Below are 14,192 nucleotides of genomic sequence, written 5' to 3'. Positions count from 1 at the left end.
CCCATGAGTAAGAACCCTGCGACCGGGAGCCGACATGGGCGTACGCAAGGATCTGAAGCGGGCCAAGCAGCGCACCGACCTGGCCGGTCGCAGCAAGGTGGAGCTGGTCAGGGACGCGGCCGGAGTGGTGCGTGAGGCGCGCACTGCCCCGCTGGCACCGAACCCCACCGCCGGCAGCACCGCCGACCTGCCCTTCACCAACGCGGCCGAGGCACCCGACACGGTCGTCCTGCGCCGCAAGGAACACGGCGTCTGGCACCCGGTGACCGCGGCCGCCTTCGCCCGCGAAGTCACCGCCACCGCGAAGGGGTTGATCGCGGCGGGGCTCGAACCGGGCGGCCGGGTCGCGGTGATGTCCCGTACGCGCTACGAATGGACGGTGCTCGACTTCGCGATCTGGGCGGCCGGCGGCCAGACCGTCCCCATCTACGCGACCTCGTCCGCCGAGCAAGTGGAGTGGATCGTAAGGGACTCGGGCGCGCGCTTCGTGATCGTCGAGACCGCCGAGAACACGGACACCGTCGCCACCGGCACGGCCCGGCACCCCGAACCCCCGCGCGTCTGGCAGCTGACACCGACCTCAGCCGCTGCCGCGGCGGGGAACGCGATCGGTGAACTCGCCGCTCTGGGACGGGACATCCCGGACGAGGAGGTCACCAAGCGCCGCGCCGCCCTCACCCCCGACACGGTGGCGACGGTCTGCTACACCTCCGGAACCACGGGCAGACCCAAGGGCTGCGTCCTCACCCACGCCAATCTCTACGCCGAGGCCGCCAACACGGTCGAGTTGCTCCACCCCATCTTCAAGGAGGTCACCGGCCAGGTCGCCTCGACCCTCCTCTTCCTCCCGCTCGCCCACATCCTGGGCCGCTGCCTCCAGATCGCCTGCCTGATGGCCCGCATCGAGATCGGCCACTGTCCGAGCATCAAGCCCGACGAACTCCGCCCGGCACTCAAGGAGTTCCGCCCCACCTTCCTGGTGGGCGTCCCGTACCTCTTCGAGAAGATCCACGACACAGGGCGCGCCACCGCCGAGAAGATCGGCCGCGGCGCCTCCTTCGACCGCGCCGATCGCATCGGCGTCCGCTTCGGAGAGGCGTACCTGAACAAGTTCCTCGGCGTGGGCAAGGGGCCCGGGCCCGGCCTGTACGCCGCCTGGGCACTGTACGACCTGCTGGTCTACCGCCGTATCCGCAAGGAACTCGGCGGCCGCGCCCGCTACGCCATCAGCGGCGGCTCCCCGCTCGACCGCAACCTCAACCTCTTCTTCTACGCGGCCGGAATCATCGTCTACGAGGGCTACGGACTGACCGAGACCACCGCCGCCGCCACCATCGTCCCGCCCCTGAAGCCCCGCCCCGGCACGGTCGGCCTCCCGGTCCCGGGCACGGCTGTCCGGATCGCCGACGACGGCGAGGTCCTCATCAAGGGCGGCGTCGTCTTCGGCGCCTACTGGAACAACCCGGCGGCGACGGACGCGGTACTGCTGGACGACTGGTTCGCCACCGGCGACCTCGGCGCGCTGGACGAGGACGGCTACCTCACCATCACCGGGCGCAAGAAGGACATCCTCATCACCTCCGGCGGCAAGAACGTCTCCCCGGCAGTCCTGGAGGACCGGCTGCGCAGCCGCCCGCCGGTCGGCCAGTGCCTCGTTGTCGGCGACAACCGCCCGTTCGTCGCGGCCCTGATCACCCTCGACCCCGATTCCGTCGCCCACTGGCTCGCCGTCCGCAAACTGCCGGCGGACACCTCGCTGTCCGAGGTCGTGTGCGACCCCCGGATGCGCGCCGACGTCCAGAAGGCCGTGGACTATGCCAACGAAGCGGTCTCCCGGGCCGAGTCCATCCGCCGATTCGCCTTGGTGGAGGGCGAGTTCACCGAGGACAATGGCCTTCTCACCCCGTCCCTGAAGGTCAAGCGCCACGCGGTGACGGCGGCGTACGCGGCCGAGATCGAGGCCCTTTACCGGACCTGAGAGACCCCCCGATGGCCGCCATGGGACCGGCGGACATGGGAACAGCGGGCCGCTCCGAGGAGCGGCCCGCTGTGCGCGCTGCCGAATTGATCAGCTGGTGGTGGCGCCGTTGCCCGACAGGACCGGGATGTTGTCCAGGATGTGCGAGAGCGGCTCGTCGCCCTTGGCCTGGGTGGAGTTCTCGGTGCACTGCTGGTTCTGCGGGGCCGAGAGGACCGGGACGTCCTGGAGGGCGGTGACCGGAACGACGCCCACGACCGAGCCTACGTTCGCCTTGGCCGGCAGGCCGACGCACGGCTTGTTCAGCGAGCCCTGCACGAGCGCGAGCTGGGGGCTCATGTTGCCGCGCGTTTCCTGGTTGCCGTACGACTGGACGGAGTTGTTGCCGTTGCTGGTGGTGACGCCGTCGTCGTTGCCGATGGCCAGCGCCTGGGGGGTGGCGATGGCCGAGACACCGGCGACGGAGGCGGCAATGGCCGCGGTCGCCCACAGCTTCTTCATGTTCGTTCCCTTTCGGAGAGCGGGCTCCGTTGCGGAGCCGCGTGGTGATCAACAGCGCGGTGAACGATGGGGTTGCGGGGGTGTGCCCCGAATGGCCCAGAGGGTTCCTTGAGACCGGAGTTGACGCGTCGCTGCCGCTGCCACCGTTGACAGCGGCAGCGGGCCGCCGGGAGAGACCGACGGCCCGCTGTACGCGGCGGATCAGCTGCCGCTGGCGCCGTTGCCCGACAGGACCGGGATGTTGTCCAGGATGTGCGAGAGCGGCTCGTCGCCCTTGGCCTGGGTGGAGTTCTCGGTGCACTGCTGGTTCTGCGGGGACGACAGGACCGGGACGTCCTGGAGGGCGGTGACCGGAACGACGCCGGCGACCGAGCCGATGTTGCCCTTGACCGGCAGACCGACGCAGGGCTTGTTCAGCGATCCCTGGATGAGCGCCATCTGCGGGCTCATGGTGCCGTACGTCGCCTGGTTGCCGTAGATCTGCTGCGAGTTGTTGCCGTTGCTGGTGGTGACGCCCCCGTCGTTGCCGATGGCCAGCGCCTGGGGCGCGGCGGCGGCCGAAGCTCCGACGACGGAAACGGCGACTGCCGCGGCAGCCATAACCTTCTTGATCACTTACTGGTCCCTTCTGGAATAACCCCGTCCACCGGAGCGCCCTGGACAACTGGCCCCGGCCTGCATGGTTGCTCCGATTCACTCCATTGGCCCATTTGAACGGCATGTACACCCCGTCCGCGTGCCAGTTGTTCCACGAATTTCAGGGCCGCGAACGGTCCATCCGGGTGAAGCCGCGAAACCATTCGCGCCGCCTTCGGTTGGCGGAGGAGCGGAGGTATGCGTCTCTGTCGGAAAGGGCCCGGAGAAATGCTCAAGAAGGCAGTGCGGCAACCAGGCGACTCTCCGGCATCGGCGCCAGCGGCAGTTGATCCGCCGCGCCCGAAGCAAGAAGCGTTTCTGCTTCTATCGTTTCTGCATGCTATAGGGGCACGGCGTCATTTCGGCGCGATGCGTTCGAGTGAATTACCGGGCAGTGCACGTTCCTGAGTTTCTTTGTACGCCTATCCCTCGTTTACGGCGTGCAGGTCATGGTGCGAGCCGTTCATGCTGTGCTCGCTCGGTTTCGGCCGTCAAAGGGGCATGACCTCAGAGAAGGGAAAGCATGTGAAGCACAAGAAGAGCGCTGCTCTCGTCGTCGGCACGATCATGGCTCTGGGAATGGCCGCCCCCGCCTTCGCCGACGCCGGCGCCGACGGTGCCGCTGCCAACAGCCCGGGTGTCCTCTCGGGCAACGTGGTCCAGGTTCCCGTGCACATTCCTGTCAACGTGTGCGGCAACACGATCGACATCATCGCCCTGCTGAACCCGACGTCCGGCAATACCTGCAGCAACAGCTGACGCAACACGGCGCATCAACTGCCCCGACTGTGTCAGGGCCGGCCTTGGATTGCCCCATCGGTTCCAGGGCCGGCTTTCCTCACTTCTACCAGCAGGAAGACAACGAGATTGCGACAGACCCTGAGTAGGGGAGTGGTCGTGGCCGCGGCGGCGACGGGCATCCTGTCCCTGTACGCCACCCCCGGCTTCGCGGACTCGAACGCGAACGGAGCCGCCACGGACTCACCCGGCGTCGCGTCGGGCAACAATGTCCAGGTTCCGGTGCACGTGCCGGTGAACGCCTGCGGCAATACGGTCAACGTCATCGCCGCGCTCAACCCGGCGTTCGGGAACTCCTGTGCCAACAGCTCGAGTTCGAGCCCGTTGCAGGGTGCGCCAAGCGCCTCACCCGGCGCCGATGATTCGCCCGGCTCCGGCTCCTCGGCGCACGGCGAGGCCCACGATTCGCCCGGCGTCCTGTCGGGCAACACCGCCCAGACGCCGGTGGACGTTCCGGTCAACGCCTGCGGCAACGCGGTGGACGTGATCGGCGCGCTCAACCCCGCCTACGGCAACGAGTGCGCGAACGAGTACCCGCCGACGACTCCGTTGACGACTCCTCCGGTTGCGCCGCCGACGACTCCGTTGACGACTCCGCCTCCGGTTGCGCCGCCGACGGTTCCGCCTCCGGTTGCGCCGCCGACGACTCCTCTGACGACTCCGCCTCCGGCTGCGCCGCCGACGACTCCGTTGACGACTCCGCCTCCGGTTGCGCCGCCGACGGTTCCGCCTCCGGTTGCGCCGCCGACGACTCCTCTGACGACTCCGCCTCCGGTTGCGCCGCCGACGACTCCTCTGACGACTCCGCCTCCGGTTGCGCCGCCGACGGTTCCGCCTCCGGTTGCGCCGCCGACGACTCCTCTGACGGCCCCCCCTACGGTGAAGAAAGCCCATCCCGCCACCCCTCCGAACATCCCGTCTCCGGGCAACGAACAGCCGCCCGGCGCCGCCCCCATGCTGCCGCGCACCGGCAGTGAGGGCGTGCTCGCGGCCTCGGCCGCCAGCGTCGCCCTGCTGGCGGGCGGAACCCTCCTGTACCGCAGGGGCCGAGCCGCGCCCCGCCGGTAGTACTCCGCTCTGGGTGCCGGACGCCTCACCGCGCCCGGCACCCAAGCCGCGTCGCCACCCGGTCGATGCGGTCGCGCACCCACTACGCGCCCGCCGGCCCCAGTGCCATGGCCGCGATCCGGGCGCGGGTGGTCTCCGGGAATCGGCGGAACAGGCCGGGGCGCTCGGCGTAGAACCAGTTGCGCCAGCCGCAGCCCAGGCCCGCTGTGCGCGGAGCGGGCCGACTGCCACCAGGGTCGCTCCCGGGTCGCGGCAGGCCGTTTCAGATCAGCTGGCCGGCGCGGGCCATGACCCGTACGCGGGTTCCCTGCTCGGAGAGGAGCGTCCGCCGTCTCCAGCGCGGCCTGGCCGCCGCCGATCACCGTGACGTCGCGGCCCCCCAAGCGGGAGAGTTCGCCGTGGTGGCTGCTGTGCGAGACCTACGAGGGGCCGAGGTCACGCAGCGTTGCGGGCACCTCGACGAAGGGCAGGACGCCGACGGCCAGGGCCACCGGCCAGCGGCGCAGCATCGCGCCGTCCTCGGTAACCGCCTCGAATCCGCCGGAGCAGCCCTGTACGCGGACCACGGTGCGTTCGTCGACGCCGTGCACGGCGTTGCGGGCGAACCGCAGGCCGTACCGGGCGAACATCTCGACCGGGATCGGCTCGCCGTGCCGGGCTTCCACGCCCTGGCCCGCGGCCGCAGCGCGCCGAGCGGCGCGTAGTTCTCCACCACGAACGCGGCACCGGCACGGGCGCCGCGACCAGTCCCACCCGGCCGCCGGCGTTCTCCGGGAACGGCAGCCGGCGCAGCCGGATCACCTGGTCCTCGCCCGGGCCGAGCGTGTCGAAACCGTCCCACATCGCCAGACGCGGCAGCGGCTCCGACTTCTTCTGGTACGCGGCCATCAGTGTCCAGCCGCCCCAGGCCCCGGCGGCCGAGCGCCACATTGACCTGGACCACCGTGTACAGCACCGAACCGCTCGTCCGCACCAGCTCCGTGACGTCCGCCGAGGCCTGGAACGCGTCGGCCCCGCGCGCCACCCGGTGCCCGATGACGCTGTCCGCGAGCACCGCCTTGTACGCGCCGCCGGGTTCGGTGATCAGCACCCGCCGGTTGTCCTTCGGCGGCTTTTGCTCGCCGATACGGAGGTTGCCGCCTCACTACAGCCGCGCGTACGTGATCTCCGCGCCCTCCGGCAGACGGAGCGCGCGCGGCTGGAGTTGCACGTGTTCGGGTCCTTGTCGACGTCGATGCAGAACATGTCGAAGTCGCCGTTCCCGGCGGACCTGCCCTCGCGCGCGGCGGAGTACGGGGCAGCCTCCAGACGGGTGGGCGCGGACGTCGTACGGCAGCTGATGGACGAGTTGGCCGACCGTACGATCCCGCCGTGCTGGAGCGCAGCTGTTGAACGCAAGGCTCTCCGCCTCCGCGGTGGGCGGGGCGGCCGTCGCGGGGCCGTCCGGCGCACAGCGGGCGGCGAGGACAGAGCAGCCCACCATCGCACGGCGCAGCAGAAGACCCGGGGGCTAACGCATGAGCGGCGGCGCCCATTTGGGGAAGAGGTTCTGGACCAGCGGACGGACGGAAATCTGGAGATCATATGTACGCGGGATGACTCTCCGTCAGTTTCCGACGTCTTATCGGTGAAACCTGGCAAGTGCGCCGGAACCATGAAGCATTGGCGTTTCACGAGATCACTCCTTTGGAGGCGCATCCCGCGTGTGCGCCGCGCGTTGAATCCAGAGCCGGGCACCCCGCCCGGATGTTGTGTCGATTCCAAGGAGCACTTCTCCATGTCGCGTATCGCGAAGGGCCTGGCCCTGACCTCCGTTGCCGCCGCTGCTGTGGCGGGCACCGCCGGCGTCGCCGCCGCCGACAGCGGCGCGAGTGGCTCGGCCACCGGCTCCCCGGGCGTCCTGTCGGGCAACGTCCTGCAGGTCCCGGTCCACGTTCCGGTGAACGCCTGCGGGAACACGGTCAACGTCATCGCCCTGCTGAACCCCGCGTTCGGCAACACCTGCAGCAACGGCTGACGGCAGCGCGAGTTTTTCGGCCGGCCGCCCTCCCCGACGGGAGGGCGGCCGGTCCGCGTTGCCCCGAATGGGGGAAGAGGGCGTCGTCTCCCGGCATGGCTCCTCACCAGGGGCGACGGCGGTGGCAAGGCGGTCGGACCGCTACGCGGAGCAGTCGATCGGTTGCAGGCGGCGATGCCCGCTTTCACGGTGTGCACGAGAGCCCACGCACATCGAAGGGAACATCCGTGCGTGCTCTGCCCGCACGGCGCACAGCGTCCTCCGCACTCTGCGCCACGCTTCTGCCCGGGATCGCCGGACCGGCCGCCATGGCGGCGGACAGCGTCTCGGCGCCTGGCCGCACCATCCATGCTGCGGCCCCCGTCCCCAGCGCGGACGCGCTTCCGGCGCAGGTGCAGTCGCTGGGCGACATCGCCGGCGGGCCGACCCCGGTCACCGATCTGCTCAACGCCGCATTCTCAGCCACCGCCGTGGTGACCGACCTCGTCAACTTCGTCGTCGCCAGGGTGCTCGGCGGCGGTCTGCCGGCGGCGAACCTGCCCGGCCTGTCGTCGTTGACGAGCACACTGCCGACGAGCACGGTCACGAGCACGCTGCCGACGGACTCGGTCACCAATGCGGTTCCGGTGTCCGGTCTGCTGCCCACCTCCTGAGCCAGGGGAGCGGTCTGAGGCGAAGCAGTCGCCACCCTGCCGTCGTGCCGACCATGCTGGTCGGCACGACGGCTGTTTTGTACGAGAATGCGGCACGCCGTTCAATCGGGTGGGGTGCAGGAATTTTCTGCACGCAGGGTTTCCGTCGCGTCCGAGGCTCGTTAGTCAGCGCAAAGAGGAATTTCCTCTGGTGACATGAGTTGCCGAAGAAAGGAACACGATGAAGTCCCTGAAGGCCGCCGCTGTCGTCGCCGGGTCCATGGTCATCGCTGGTGCCGCCGCGCCCGCCTTTGCCGCCGACACCTCCCACCTCACGCCCGCCAGCCTCAACGGTGCCCTGGAGACCATCACTAGCCAGCGTGAGCTCAACGTGCAGGACGTAGCCCCCCTGCAGCACCAGTCGAACGCGCTGGACACCGAGAACAAGAGCTCCCTGCTCCATACCGTGAACGGCGCGGCGAGGGCGCTCAACACGGCAGCCGGCCCCGCGCAGCTCCTCGGCGGGCTTCCCCTCCAGAGCTAATTGGTTCAATTCATCGCGTGTCTTTCCGTAAGGCCTGCGGGCATCTCCCTAGGCTTTGCGGCAAATCTCCAAGGAAAGGGCTGACGATGAACACCGCAAAGAAGGCCGCTCTGATTTTCGCCGCCGCCGGAATGGCCGCGGGTGCCGCCTCGGGCAGCGCCTTCGCCGACTCCGGTGCCGAGGGCGCCGCGCTCAATTCCCCGGGCGTCGCCTCCGGTAACGTCATTCAGGTCCCCGTACACGTACCGGTCAACGTCTGTGGCAACACGCTCAACGTCATCGGCGCGCTGAACCCAGCCTTCGGTAACGCCTGCGCCAACGGCTGACGTCGTACCGCGAAAAGGGCCGGCTCCGTACCCCACGGAGTCGGCCCTTCCACGTTGTTCGAAAGGCTTCCCTCGTTCGTGTGGTCGGTTGCCGGGCCATCGCCCGGGTGGGTGAAGAAACGGCCGGGCCTTTTCGGGCGCGTCGATAAGGTTCCGCGGTGACCTCAACCTCAAGCGAAACGCGCCCTTTCCGGGCCGCCGATCTCGGCACGCTCGCCGTCATGGCCTTCAGCGGTGAAGCGCCCGACGGCGACATGCCCTATCTCCTAGCCTACTCCCTGGGCGACGGCGAGGGAGGCCCGGAGGGCACTTCGGCCGCCATCGAGCAGCTGCTGAGCGACAACGGTCTGCCCGTCGGCGACAGGCTCGTCGACGGTTCCCGGCATCCGAGCCTGCCGTTCACTCTCCTCGTGGAGGCGGGCCAGGCCGTCGTCACCATGCCGTCGTATCTCAACGCCCAGTGCGTCGCGCCGCCGGAGTGGCTCGCCGCGGTCGGCGAACGCGGCTACGCCTACTTCCTGTTCGCCACCCGCGCCTGGCCCGACGCCGTGCCCGGCAAGCCCGTCGCGCCGGAGAGCCTGGCCGCCTTCGCGGGTGACGAGGCGATCCTGCTCAGCGCGGCGCACGTGCTGCTGCCCGTGCGCAGCCTGCGCGGCTGATGACAGCCACCGCGGGACGGGTGACGGGCGGCGGAGGTGCGGCCGTGCGGACCGTGGGCGGCAGCCGTGCGTTCGCCCTGCTGCTGGTGATCACGGGAGCGGCCGGTCTGCTGGCGTCCTGGGTCATCACGATCGACAAGTTCAAGCTGCTGGAGAACCCGAACTTCGTGCCCGGGTGCAGCCTGAACCCGGTCGTCTCCTGCGGCAACATCATGAAGAGCGACCAGGCCTCGGCCTTCGGGTTCCCCAACCCCATGCTGGGCCTGGTGGCCTACGGCATCGTCATCTGCGTCGGCATGAGCCTGCTCGCCCGTGCCGCCTTCCCGCGCTGGTACTGGCTGACCTTCAACGCCGGCACGCTCTTCGGCGTCGGATTCTGCACCTGGCTGCAATTCCAGTCGCTCTACCGCATCAACTCGCTGTGCCTGTGGTGCAGCCTCGCGTGGATCGCCACGATCATCATGTTCTGGTACGTGACGTCGTTCAACGTACGACATGGATTCCTGCCCGCGCCGGGCTGGTTGAGGGGATTCCTCGGGGAATTCACCTGGGTCCTGCCAGTACTGCACATCGGCGTCATCGGGATGCTGATCTTGACGCGCTGGTGGGACTTCTGGACCGGCTGACTGTCCGAACGATTCGATAATTCGGACGAACCGACCATTGGGTCCGTCGGGGGAATCTTGAACTGATGGCGTTCTCAGGATCGTTACGCGGTACGGACGCTGAGCCCCCCGAATCCTGAAAGGGACCGTACCTGAGATGAAGCCGACCACACGAGGAACTCTTGCCGTCGTCATGACCGGCGTCGCGGCAGCGATGGGCGCCGCCGCGACCCCCGCCGCCGCGGCTGGGACGGTCCCCGTCCCCGTACCGCTGGACGGTGTGGAGAACGCCCTCAACGTGAAGGCGCCCAAAATCGCCGGGGCGCTGCCTATGCCCATGCCGGGCGGGCCCGAGGGGCCTCGGTACGTTGAGGGCCGGCTGATCCCGGATCACGTCCTGCCACAGCTGCCCGTCAACGGAGGGCTGCCCGGAGCCGACGTCCGCACGCCCCTCCCGCACATCCTTGGGGACGGCTTCGACCACCTCGGTGTCGGTGCGCCCGCGGCCGACCTGACGACGCTGACGCCCGGGCTGTCCCTGGACGCCCCGCTCGCCGCGCCGAGCGCCGACAGCCTCGGCTCCCCGAAGCTCCCTCAGGCTGCCGTCCTCACCCCGCTGTTGAAGACGGTGCCCGGGGCGAACCTGGAGATGGGGAGCGGGGCGTAGCCGCACCCAGGGGCGGGGCCCGGGTGTCGGGCCCGGGCCTGCCGCCGATACCGCCGCGACGCCTCCGTCTCGTTCGACGGCGGCGAGTGGCATGTCACCGTGAACGGTAGGCCGCTCCACCTCATGCGCCGCGCGGAGGGCACCTATCTGAGCATGTTGGACCACTGCCAGTCGTACCCGACACCGCTCGACGTCGCGCGCGGCCGTCGATGAGCTCGGCCCCTCGGAGCGTCTCGGTCGGCGACGGCGGATTGCGTACGGCTCACATGGCGCCCTCCCTCCTGCCCTGGCACCGGCGGTTCCTGTTGGACCTGGACCTGGAGCGGGCGCCGCGCCGCGGCGCGGCGACTCAAGGGTGAGCGTGCCGTACTGGGACTGGACGCGGGACCCACCTCCACGTCAACACCCCAAGGATTCCGCAACAGGCTCGAAAGGTGGGGACGGGGCTCCGGCTGCCGGCCTGGCGCAATCACCACCGCGTCCACCGCTGGGTCCGCGGACACATGCTCGGCGGCGTCTCGGTCGAGGGGCCCCGTCTCCTGGCTGCACCACGCCTTGGTGGACTTCCAGTGGTCCCGCCGGCAGAGACGGCACCCCGGGGCCCGCTATCTGCCCGCCCTGCCGCCGGGACCGGGCGACTCACAGCACGGCCGGATCGTCGCAGGGCACGGGGAAATGCCGCCGTGGGGCGTGACGCCGGACGCGCTGGAGGGCCACAGCGGGATTTACGGTACGCGTAGGGCGGTGCGAGCGTGCGTCCGTGTACGCGCGCGGCGGCGTGATCGTTGGACGCGGCTACGGCGAGGCCCCCGGCAGTGAATGCTGCCGGGGGCCTCGCCCGTGCGTGTGCCTGGCGTCAGTTGCCGTAGCTGTAGCCGCCGTTGGCCTCGTGGCCCTAGTTCGCGCAGGTGTTGCCGAAGGCCGGGTTCAGCAGGCCGATGACGCTGACGGTGTTCCCGCACACGTTGACCGGCACGTCGATCGGGACCTGAACGACGTTTCCCGACACGACGCCGGGCGAGTTGACGGCCTCGCCCTGAGCGCCGGCGTCCGCAATGGCCAGACCGGCCCCGCTGAGCACCACGGCACCCGTGCCAAGAGCGACAGCGGCAGCCTTCGCGATGCGAGACATCACGTTCTCCTTTGACTCGACAAGCGCGGCTGCACGGACGCGACCGCACTCCCCCCTTCAACGCGACCACCCACGCCTGGTCACGGCGTTCATGTGGGGATCACCCTTTCCGAACAGGCCATTCCCTCCGCCTGCCGTATCCCGGGCGGAAATTCACTTCGGCCGACGGCATGCCCTCAACTAGCCTGCCGGACATGCCAACCGACCAACTGACCGGTGTGATCGGACTGTTCGCCGAGGAGACCCGGGTCCGCGCCTTCGCCGCGGTGGCCCTGGGGGCGGACACCCCCGCGAAGGTCATGGAGAAGGCGGGGCTGTCTCCGAAGGACGCGACCGTGGCGCTGCGGCGGCTCCAGGATCAGGGCGTGATCACGCAGGGCGAGGGGGGACTGGGCGTCGCCTACGGCCGCTTCCGGGGCCTCGCGCGTTCCGCACAGGCACCGCAGCCCGTCGAGAGCTACGGCTCCAGGGACGAGCAGACCGAGGCGGTGCTGCGGACCTTCGTGCGCGACGGGCGCCTGGTGCGGCTGCCCGCCCAGTGGGAACGCAAGCTGGTCGTGCTCCGGCACATCGCCGAGCGGACCTTCGAACCGGGCGTCGAATACCCGGAGCGGATCGTCAACGAGAGGCTGCGCGCCTGGTGCGAGGACGCGCCGACCGACCATGTGACGCTGCGGCGGTACCTGGTGGAGCTGCATCATCTGCGGCGGCAGTGCGGCGTCTACTGGCGACCAGCGCAGGCGTGAACGGGAGCGTACGGTACGGACGGCTTGCCAGGCTGCTCAGTTGAGGTGGCGGATGAGGCGCCCGGGCCCGTGGTCGCGGCAGCGGATGGGACGCCCAGGCGCTCGGTCGAGGTGGCGCAGGGGACGGCCGACCGCTCAGCCGAGGCGGCGAACGGGATGCCCGACCGCTCAGCCGAGGCGGCGAACGGGATGCCCGGGTGCTCAGCCGAGGCGGCGTATGGGTGTGCCTGCCAGAAAGGCCTGGATGTCCTCGACCGCCGCGCTGTAGTACGTCTCGTAGTTGGCCCGCGACACATAGCCGAGGTGTGGGGTGGCCAGCAGGCGCGGGGCCGAGCGCATCGGGTGGTCGGCGGGGAGCGGCTCGATGTCGAACACGTCGACGCCCGCTCCGGCGATCCGGCCGCCGTGCAGCGCGGCGAGCAGCGCGTCCTGGTCGACGATCGCCGCCCGCGAGGCGTTGACGAGGTAGGCGGTCGGCTTGAGGAGGGCCAGCTCGGCGGCGCCGATCAGGCCCCGGGTGCGGTCGCCGAGCGCGAGGTGGACGGAGACGAAGTCGCTGCTCGCGAGCAACTCCTCCTTGGAGGCAGCCAGTTCCACCCCCACCTCGTCGGCGCGCTCCTTGGTGAGGTTCTGACTCCACGCGCAGACCCGCATGCCGAAGGCGAGACCGACCTGTGCCACCCTGCCGCCGATCTTCCCGAGGCCGAGCAGACCGAGCCGGCGGCCGTGCAGATCGGCGCCGACGGTGCTCTGCCAGGGGCCACCCGTCCGCAGCGCGTTGTTCTCCGTGACGATGCCCCGCGCGAGGCCGAGCAGCAGCGCCCAGGTCAGCTCGACCGGAGGCGTCGAGGAACTCGGGGTGCCGCACACGGTCACGTCGTGCGCCTCGGCGGCCGCGTAGTCGATCACCGTGTTGCGCATTCCGGAGGCGATCAGCAGCCTCAGCCGCGGCAGCCGGGCCAGCAGCGAGGCGGGGAAGGGAACCCGCTCGCGCAGGGTGACGACGATGTCGAAGTCCGCGAGCGCGGCGGCCAGAGCGTCTTCGTCCGTGAAGTGGTCGCCGTAGCCGACGACCTCCACCTCGTCCGCGATCGGCGACCAGTCCGCCATCTCGGTCGCGACGCCCTGAAAGTCGTCCAGCACGGCACAGCGAAGTTGCATGTCAGGTCCCTCCCACGCTGAGTCAAGACCCTACCCGAGCCAGGAAAGTGCACCCCGGCCGCCCAGGAGGAGGCGGCTCCGGGGGAAGCCCCGACGGCCGCGCGCTCCCCGTGGCAGTATCTGGGCTCCATGAGTGCGTCCCTGGCAGTACGGAGCTTGCGCGCGGCGGTGTTCGCCGTGCTGTGCGTGCTGCTGGCCGCCGGCGGGCACGGGCTGGCGACGGGGGACGCACCGCCGCTGTGGGCGGACGGTGCCGGGTTCCTCGCCGTCTTCGCGGCCGGCTCTCTGCTGGGCGCCCGGGAGCGTTCGCTGCTCGGGATCGGTGGCGGAATGCTGGCCGCGCAGGCCGGACTCCACCTAGGGTTCGAGGTCGCCCACCCGCGTATGGCGATGAACATGCACGGGGCGCACATGATGCACCCGCACGCACACGCCCTGACGCCCCACGCCACGGCCGCGCATGTGACCGCTGCCCTGCTCGCGACCTGGTGGCTGCGGCGCGGCGAGGCCGCGTTGTGGTCCCTGCTGCGGTGGGCCGTGGCGCTCGTGCCGGGGCTTGCGGCGTGGTGGCGGGTGCGGACGGGACCGTCTCCCGCACCGGCCCAGCAGGACGTCATACGCCGGAACGCCTTTGAGACGTGGTCACTGCGGCAGATGCTGCTGCGGCACGCCGTCTCCCGTCGGGGACCGCCGGCCGGGCTCGCGTACACGCCCTGACCGCA

17 protein-coding genes and 3 pseudogenes are annotated in these 14,192 nt (G+C 70.0%); 14 read left to right on the top strand and 6 right to left on the bottom strand.

All coding sequences use genetic code 11. From position 1 onward, the window contains the following. The first annotated feature begins 34 nt into the window (after window positions 1–34). A complete protein-coding gene (locus ACZ4RZ_RS12990) occupies window positions 35–1,978 on the top strand; it encodes an AMP-dependent synthetase/ligase (RefSeq protein ID WP_467744104.1) in 1,944 nt (647 codons plus the stop codon). 90 nt (window positions 1,979–2,068) lie between these two features. Here ACZ4RZ_RS12990 and ACZ4RZ_RS12985 read toward each other — a convergent pair whose 3' ends face one another. Together ACZ4RZ_RS12985 and ACZ4RZ_RS12980 are read right to left on the bottom strand one after the other, a co-directional pair. Next, on the bottom strand, window positions 2,069–2,479 hold the full coding sequence (locus ACZ4RZ_RS12985; protein WP_467744102.1) for a rodlin: 411 nt from the start codon (window positions 2,477–2,479) through the stop codon (window positions 2,069–2,071). A 201-nt stretch (window positions 2,480–2,680) separates the two neighbouring features. Then, a complete protein-coding gene (locus tag ACZ4RZ_RS12980; RefSeq protein ID WP_467744100.1) occupies window positions 2,681–3,094 on the bottom strand; it encodes a rodlin in 414 nt (137 codons plus the stop codon). A gap of 522 nt (window positions 3,095–3,616) precedes the next feature. Between ACZ4RZ_RS12980 and ACZ4RZ_RS12975 the strand changes: the two genes are divergently transcribed. Both ACZ4RZ_RS12975 and ACZ4RZ_RS12970 read left to right on the top strand, forming a co-directional pair. Then, window positions 3,617–3,874: a chaplin gene (locus ACZ4RZ_RS12975; protein WP_467744099.1), complete on the top strand. Its 258-nt coding sequence runs from the start codon at window positions 3,617–3,619 to the stop codon at window positions 3,872–3,874. Between the two features lie 132 nt (window positions 3,875–4,006). After that, window positions 4,007–4,981, top strand: a complete 975-nt coding sequence (locus ACZ4RZ_RS12970; protein WP_467744328.1) for a chaplin — start codon at window positions 4,007–4,009, stop codon at window positions 4,979–4,981. A gap of 419 nt (window positions 4,982–5,400) precedes the next feature. Here ACZ4RZ_RS12970 and ACZ4RZ_RS12965 read toward each other — a convergent pair whose 3' ends face one another. Together ACZ4RZ_RS12965 and ACZ4RZ_RS12960 are read right to left on the bottom strand one after the other, a co-directional pair. Further along, window positions 5,401–5,646 carry a hypothetical protein gene (locus tag ACZ4RZ_RS12965; protein ID WP_467744348.1) on the bottom strand — a complete coding sequence of 82 codons (246 nt, stop codon included), beginning with the start codon at window positions 5,644–5,646 and terminating at the stop codon, window positions 5,401–5,403. Window positions 5,647–5,719: 73 nt separating this feature from the next. Continuing rightward, window positions 5,720–6,464 (bottom strand): annotated as a pseudogene (locus ACZ4RZ_RS12960) (DUF3344 domain-containing protein); the annotation flags it as partial. 294 nt (window positions 6,465–6,758) lie between these two features. Between ACZ4RZ_RS12960 and ACZ4RZ_RS12955 the strand changes: the two are divergent. From ACZ4RZ_RS12955 to ACZ4RZ_RS12915, 9 genes and pseudogenes are all read left to right on the top strand, one after another. Further along, a complete protein-coding gene (locus ACZ4RZ_RS12955; protein ID WP_467744097.1) occupies window positions 6,759–6,998 on the top strand; it encodes a chaplin in 240 nt (79 codons plus the stop codon). Window positions 6,999–7,225: 227 nt separating this feature from the next. Further along, window positions 7,226–7,651, top strand: coding sequence for a hypothetical protein (locus ACZ4RZ_RS12950; protein WP_467744095.1), 426 nt, complete (start codon window positions 7,226–7,228; stop codon window positions 7,649–7,651). Between the two features lie 220 nt (window positions 7,652–7,871). After that, complete coding sequence (locus ACZ4RZ_RS12945) at window positions 7,872–8,174, top strand: hypothetical protein (protein WP_467744094.1); 303 nt, start codon at window positions 7,872–7,874, stop codon at window positions 8,172–8,174. Between the two features lie 86 nt (window positions 8,175–8,260). Then, window positions 8,261–8,500 carry a chaplin gene (locus ACZ4RZ_RS12940; protein WP_467744092.1) on the top strand — a complete coding sequence of 80 codons (240 nt, stop codon included), beginning with the start codon at window positions 8,261–8,263 and terminating at the stop codon, window positions 8,498–8,500. A 158-nt stretch (window positions 8,501–8,658) separates the two neighbouring features. Continuing rightward, on the top strand, window positions 8,659–9,159 hold the full coding sequence (locus ACZ4RZ_RS12935) for a DUF5949 family protein (RefSeq protein ID WP_467744091.1): 501 nt from the start codon (window positions 8,659–8,661) through the stop codon (window positions 9,157–9,159). Continuing rightward, complete coding sequence (locus tag ACZ4RZ_RS12930; RefSeq protein ID WP_467744089.1) at window positions 9,159–9,785, top strand: vitamin K epoxide reductase family protein; 627 nt, start codon at window positions 9,159–9,161, stop codon at window positions 9,783–9,785. The genes ACZ4RZ_RS12935 and ACZ4RZ_RS12930 overlap by 1 nt, the downstream gene beginning before the upstream one ends. 136 nt (window positions 9,786–9,921) lie before the next feature. Then, the gene (locus ACZ4RZ_RS12925; RefSeq protein ID WP_467744088.1) at window positions 9,922–10,431 is read left to right on the top strand and encodes a hypothetical protein; all 510 of its coding nucleotides are present in this window, start codon (window positions 9,922–9,924) and stop codon (window positions 10,429–10,431) included. An 87-nt stretch (window positions 10,432–10,518) separates the two neighbouring features. Further along, window positions 10,519–10,663, top strand: a pseudogene (locus ACZ4RZ_RS12920) (tyrosinase family oxidase copper chaperone); the annotation flags it as partial. Continuing rightward, window positions 10,662–11,160, top strand: a pseudogene (locus tag ACZ4RZ_RS12915) (tyrosinase family protein); the annotation flags it as partial. The pseudogenes ACZ4RZ_RS12920 and ACZ4RZ_RS12915, both read left to right, overlap by 2 nt. 166 nt (window positions 11,161–11,326) lie before the next feature. On the opposite strand, the gene ACZ4RZ_RS12910 reads toward ACZ4RZ_RS12915, so the two are convergent. Then, on the bottom strand, window positions 11,327–11,563 hold the full coding sequence (locus ACZ4RZ_RS12910) for a chaplin (RefSeq protein ID WP_467744086.1): 237 nt from the start codon (window positions 11,561–11,563) through the stop codon (window positions 11,327–11,329). Between the two features lie 194 nt (window positions 11,564–11,757). Between ACZ4RZ_RS12910 and ACZ4RZ_RS12905 the strand changes: the two genes are divergently transcribed. Then, a complete protein-coding gene (locus ACZ4RZ_RS12905) occupies window positions 11,758–12,309 on the top strand; it encodes a DUF2087 domain-containing protein (protein WP_467744084.1) in 552 nt (183 codons plus the stop codon). Between the two features lie 201 nt (window positions 12,310–12,510). Here the strand turns inward: ACZ4RZ_RS12905 and ACZ4RZ_RS12900 are convergent, their stop codons facing one another. Continuing rightward, window positions 12,511–13,470, bottom strand: a complete 960-nt coding sequence (locus ACZ4RZ_RS12900; RefSeq protein ID WP_467744082.1) for a D-2-hydroxyacid dehydrogenase family protein — start codon at window positions 13,468–13,470, stop codon at window positions 12,511–12,513. 129 nt (window positions 13,471–13,599) lie between these two features. Here ACZ4RZ_RS12900 and ACZ4RZ_RS12895 point away from each other — a divergent pair, with 129 nt between their 5' ends. After that, entirely contained in the window at window positions 13,600–14,187 is a 588-nt protein-coding gene (locus ACZ4RZ_RS12895) for a hypothetical protein (RefSeq protein WP_467744080.1), read from the top strand. Window positions 14,188–14,192: the final 5 nt, after the last annotated feature.

This window comes from Streptomyces sp. NPDC027189, assembly GCF_055566975.1.
This window is presented reverse-complemented; position numbering and strand designations above follow the sequence as displayed.